The sequence below is a fragment of the Treponema sp. R8-4-B8 genome (genome assembly GCF_054786175.1).
Genome location: NZ_BDHE01000032.1, coordinates 1 through 4638, shown reverse-complemented (window position 1 = coordinate 4638; position 4638 = coordinate 1). Strand labels below are relative to the sequence as shown.

Annotated in this window: 5 protein-coding genes and 1 pseudogene; 2 read left to right on the top strand and 4 right to left on the bottom strand. The window is 42.2% G+C overall.

Annotation, left to right across the window (positions count from 1 at the left end; genetic code table 11):
• A pseudogene (locus ACYVRA_RS05550) lies at positions 1–225 on the bottom strand (propionate kinase); the annotation flags it as partial.
• A 198-nt stretch (positions 226–423) separates the two neighbouring features.
• Between ACYVRA_RS05550 and ACYVRA_RS05545 the strand changes: the two are divergent.
• A complete protein-coding gene (locus ACYVRA_RS05545) occupies positions 424–582 on the top strand; it encodes a hypothetical protein (RefSeq protein WP_461251757.1) in 159 nt (52 codons plus the stop codon).
• Between the two features lie 58 nt (positions 583–640).
• Here the strand turns inward: ACYVRA_RS05545 and ACYVRA_RS05540 are convergent, their stop codons facing one another.
• From ACYVRA_RS05540 to ACYVRA_RS05530, 3 genes are all read right to left on the bottom strand, one after another.
• Positions 641–1003, bottom strand: a complete 363-nt coding sequence (locus ACYVRA_RS05540; protein WP_461251756.1) for an FMN-binding protein — start codon at positions 1001–1003, stop codon at positions 641–643.
• Positions 1004–1031: 28 nt separating this feature from the next.
• Entirely contained in the window at positions 1032–3230 is a 2199-nt protein-coding gene (locus ACYVRA_RS05535; protein ID WP_461251755.1) for a methyl-accepting chemotaxis protein, read from the bottom strand.
• Positions 3231–3323: 93 nt separating this feature from the next.
• Positions 3324–3950, bottom strand: coding sequence for an SAM-dependent methyltransferase (locus ACYVRA_RS05530; RefSeq protein WP_461251754.1), 627 nt, complete (start codon positions 3948–3950; stop codon positions 3324–3326).
• 22 nt (positions 3951–3972) lie between these two features.
• On the opposite strand from ACYVRA_RS05530, the gene ACYVRA_RS05525 reads away from it, so the two are divergent.
• Positions 3973–4638 (top strand): FPP/GGPP synthase family protein (locus tag ACYVRA_RS05525; protein WP_461251753.1); only part of this gene is annotated, 666 nt, incomplete at its 3' end.

The window sequence follows — 4638 nt, the reverse complement described above, 5'->3', positions numbered from 1 at the left end:
GTCCTTGCTTGTAAGAGTTTTAATGATGAGGTCGATCGCGTCGGTATGGGTGGGGCAATCGTGGTTAATAACGACTTCATCTTTGCCCTTTGCTTTGTGGGTGATAAAAGAACCGCCAATGGTTACTTTTTCCACTATGCCGACCGCCATAACATCTTTGGTTTCCCAATTATAAACCTGATATTTAGCCGATGATGAACCGCAGTTCAATGTTAAAATTATCATATTTACCGCCTTTTAAAAAAATTCAATAGAATAATTATACCATATTCGCATATTTCTTGGAAGTGGCGGAATATGTTGTTTTTGGGGCAGGGAGATCAATTTAATAAGGCAATTTTGGAACAATTAACGGCAATTTAAGAACAGCATAGTATCTTCTTAAACATTACATTTTATATAGAAACATTTGAGGAGGATTATATGTATGGTATAAGATTTAGCTGGATAGTTCCTATTATCATTTTGTTTGTTTTAACTGCTGTTATTGGAATTGGCATATATCAGCTCAATTCAGATGGAAACCCGTGGTTTTTCGGCAAAGAACCGGAATACGTATGGGATTTTCTAAAAAAAGAATAAAGGTAATTTTACTAAAAAATACAGCATGTAACTTTATTACTTTTACTGTTATAGGATACTACTGCAATGCGTTTTCTACAGCTTTTAAAATAGCCTTGCTGCTTCCTGTCGCGCCGCTTACCGCGTCTACATCAAGGCTTTGCCGCTCAATAATTTCTCCAATTATTTTTTCAGCTTTTTTTCCTATTGGAGAACAGAAATGTTCAATTATTTTAATCGCGGCAATATTCTTATCCTTAACAGTTACATCAAGAACAACCTTAACAGGCGATCCTGAAAGAACATAATTCCCGCGATATAACCCGTCAGGTTTACCGCTCATATCAGGCAGTTGAGCCTGTATTTCCGCAAATGAACCTGACTTACACGAAATAATTAACATTGCAATTATCACTAAGCCAAAAATAAAGATTCTTTTCATTAATATCCTCTATATTAGCTTTAAATAATTACCCAACCTTAAACCGTGAAACTTCATTTATAAGATTAGCGATGCTTTCGCGGTTCTTGGCGCTTATCTCGTTTACGTGGTGTACAGCTACGTTTATCTGATCCGCGCCCGAAGCCATCTCGTTCATTCCGCTAGTTATCTCCTGCGTTACCTTCTCAAGATTCTGGCTCTCATGCATAACTTCTTTGCTGCCTTCAAGCATTTCTTCGGAACCGCTCTTTACCTGCCGCGTAAGATCATTCAAATCACCGACGCTCTTCAGGACTTGCTTGCTTCCCTGTCCCTGTTCTTCCATCGCGTTACGAATATTCTCTTCCTGCTGCGCCACCGTCTTAACGCCCGAGTCAATCGACTCGAATCTGGTCAGTACGGTTTCAGTTGATTTGGTTATTTTGTCAATTGATTCCTTTATCTTTTTCAAAACATTACCGATGGTTTTTGACTGCTCGCTGGAACTTTCCGCCAGTTTGCGAATTTCATCGGCAACTACGGCAAAGCCCTTTCCAGCTTCACCGGCATGGGCCGCTTCAATTGCCGCGTTCATCGAAAGCAGGTTTGTCTGGCTGGCAATGTTTTCCATTACAGCGTTAATTTCCAAAAGTCCTTCGGACTCGCGGGCTATCTCTTGAATGTCAGTGGCTACTTCCTGCAATCCGCCGCGGCCAACTTCGGAAGCTTCTTGTAAGGTTTTTACATTAGCGGCGTTGCTGACAAGCGTATTGGTAACAGAACTGATATTAGCTACCATTTCCTCAATGGCAGATGACGCCTGTGAAACATTACGGCTCTGGTTTTCTACATGGCCGTTTAGTTTGTTTATATTCGTGATAACCTGTTCCATTGTGGCGTTTGTTTCGGTTACGCTGGCAGACTGGTTAATTACGCGCCCCTTGATGCTTTGAATATTAGCGGTAATTTCGTTCACCGCGGCGGCAGTTTCCGTCATGTTGCTGGCGAGATCATTGCCTATGCTGTTCAGCCCTTGCGCCTCATTCTTGATGATAATAATCAGCTTTTTAATTTTATCAAGAGTATTGTTAAAGTACAGGGCAAGGTCGCCGATTTCATCTTTGGAATTGACGGTAATGCTCCGCGTTAAATCGCCTTCGCCTTCGGATATATCCTTGAGAGTGTCAGCTACCTTGACTATTGGCTTGGTAGTGCTATCCAGAGCAATGTAAATAATTACCACTGCCACTACAAGGGCTATCGACGCAAGAATAATGACAAATCTGGTAATAGCGTGAACTTCTTTTAAAATGTAATCTTCCGTTGATGCGATCATCACGCTCCATGTAGTGTCTGAATTGCCTATCTGAAAAGGCACTACTTCAATTCTTACATTTGATTTCAACACGGACGAATAACTTGCACAGGTAAAGGGTTTGCCTTCAAGAACAGCCTTATTAGCGTCCTGTATATGATTGCCGTATAATGTATCTACGTCGAGCAGGTTCTTGCCTATACGTTCAGGCACATAGCTTCCCATAATAAATCCGTTGTTTGCGTAAAGAGACATCGCGGCTATTTCCTCGTTATCTTTAATGGTTTTTGCTATCACAGCCTGCATTGGCGCTATGTCAACAAGAATACATAAATGTCCGACTACTTCGTCTGTAGTAGTTCTGGTTATGGGAACCCCTATTCTTACAATATAAGTGTCTTTTCCGTTATTCTTAAAAGCCGTGGGATTTTCAACCCTGTCTTTAAGCGCACTAGAGCCGCTCATCCATTTATTAATTTCATCAATGACGAGGTTTGGCTTTACTTCGATTACGCCGGTATCCCTGCCATAAGTCATCGCGTACTGGCCAGTCGGGGTTGAACCCGGGCGGCCTATATAACGGCTGTCCATACCGTCCATAGCGTTTGGTTTCCAGATGGAAAATATACGGGCGAAATTGTCATTATTATTCAGAGTAGCCAACAGCATATTGTCATATTCGTCCCTACGTTCTTGCACTGGCATATGTTCATACTCGCCCATTATATCCGCGATTCCGTCTAATTTGTTTAATAAATCACTTTCCCTGCCTTGCCAGTATGTAGCTTGCTCATCGGCTAAATATCTCAGGCCACGCATACTCAAATTCAGGCTAATATTGGAAGCTTGTATAAGCTCAATTACGGAAATGCCGCCAGCCACGACCAAAACAATAGCGATCATCATAATGCTCAATTTGAATTTAATCTTCATTTTATCACTCCTCCTGATATAATTGTAAAAAAATTGCCATATTTTATATTTTCAGCATAAAAACCCGTTTTGTCAATAAGTCCTCACTAAATTTCAAGTTACGCGACAAAGTCCTATAAAATACGTCTCCACGGACTCGCTTCGGCAGGCTTGCGGTTTGTAACTTTTTGCCGTTGTAAAAAGGGTTTTCATGCTCTTTAAAACGGCGTCTGTTCCGCTTCCTTGAAAAATTTTAACAACAAGATTGCCGCCGGGGGCAAGCGCGTTTTGCGCGTACTCAATTATTGTTTGTGCAAGTTCTAAAGAACGCGCAGAGTCTACTATATGATTGCCTGTGGTAGCGGGTGCGGCGTCGCTGATAATTACGCTATAGGGGCTTTTTGACAAAAGGGTTTCGCGTACCTGCGCGGCGGTAACATCGCCTTGAATAAAGAAAAAATTGCCTCCCTCAAATAAACCCTTGTCAAATTCGCGGGAAAGAGGGGAAAGGTCGGCGGCGGCAAGAAAGCCGTTTCCGTCAAATTTACGCAGCACATAAAGACTCCAGCTTCCGGGGGCGGCGCCAATGTCCAATACACGCAGACTATTGCCGCCTGATTTACGAACCTTAAAAAGACCGAATTTTTCATCGATCTCCTTTAATTTATAAACGGAACGTGCCGGATACCCTTCTTTACGCGCTTTTTGCTGCCAGTAGTCTGGTTTCTTGTAATCTGCCATTAAAATCTATTATAATAGTTTTATGGATCAAGAGTATACACAGAGAATAGAAAAAATAGAAACTGAACTAAAACGCTGGCTGCCTGAAACCGCCGATTCAGTCTGGGCAAAAAAAATATTTCCCGGTATTGAAGGAAAAATAAACGCAGATTCAATTCAATTTTTAACCGCGCCGCTTATCGATATTTTTTCCCGAGGAGGCAAACGCTGGCGGCCATTGTTGATGACGCTGGTCTGCGAAACTTTAGGCGGCGGCGATTCGGCTATTCAGCTTTCTCCGCTGGTTGAATTTAGCCATAACGCAAGCCTGATTCATGATGACATCGAAGACGAGTCCGATGTTCGGCGCGGCAAACCGGCTGTTCATAAAATCTACGGCGTTGATACGGCGGTAAATTCGGGCTCATTCTTTTACTTTTTATCATCAAGCTGTATTGATTCATGCAACTTAAAAAACAAGGAACATTTTTACAGTCTTTGGACGGATTATATCAGAAAACTTCATTTTGGACAGGCGATGGACATAAATTGGCACCGGAATATTTCCATAGTGCCTGATATAGAAGAATACTATACAATGTGCAGAATGAAAACAGGAAGCCTTGCGCGTCTTGCCGTGGAACTTGGCGCGTATGCAGCGGACGCCCCCAAGGAAGCGGCTCAGGTTCTTGGTGACGCTGCGGAAATG

What these genes read in the sequence shown, in the direction of transcription:
- ACYVRA_RS05540 (WP_461251756.1), bottom strand. Translation starts at nt 1,003, where the DNA reads ATGAAAAGAATCTTTATTTTTGGCTTAGTGATAATTGCAATGTTAATT.
- ACYVRA_RS05535 (WP_461251755.1), bottom strand. Translation starts at nt 3,230, where the DNA reads ATGAAGATTAAATTCAAATTGAGCATTATGATGATCGCTATTGTTTTG.
- ACYVRA_RS05530 (WP_461251754.1), bottom strand. Translation starts at nt 3,950, where the DNA reads ATGGCAGATTACAAGAAACCAGACTACTGGCAGCAAAAAGCGCGTAAA.
- ACYVRA_RS05545 (WP_461251757.1), top strand. Translation starts at nt 424, where the DNA reads ATGTATGGTATAAGATTTAGCTGGATAGTTCCTATTATCATTTTGTTT.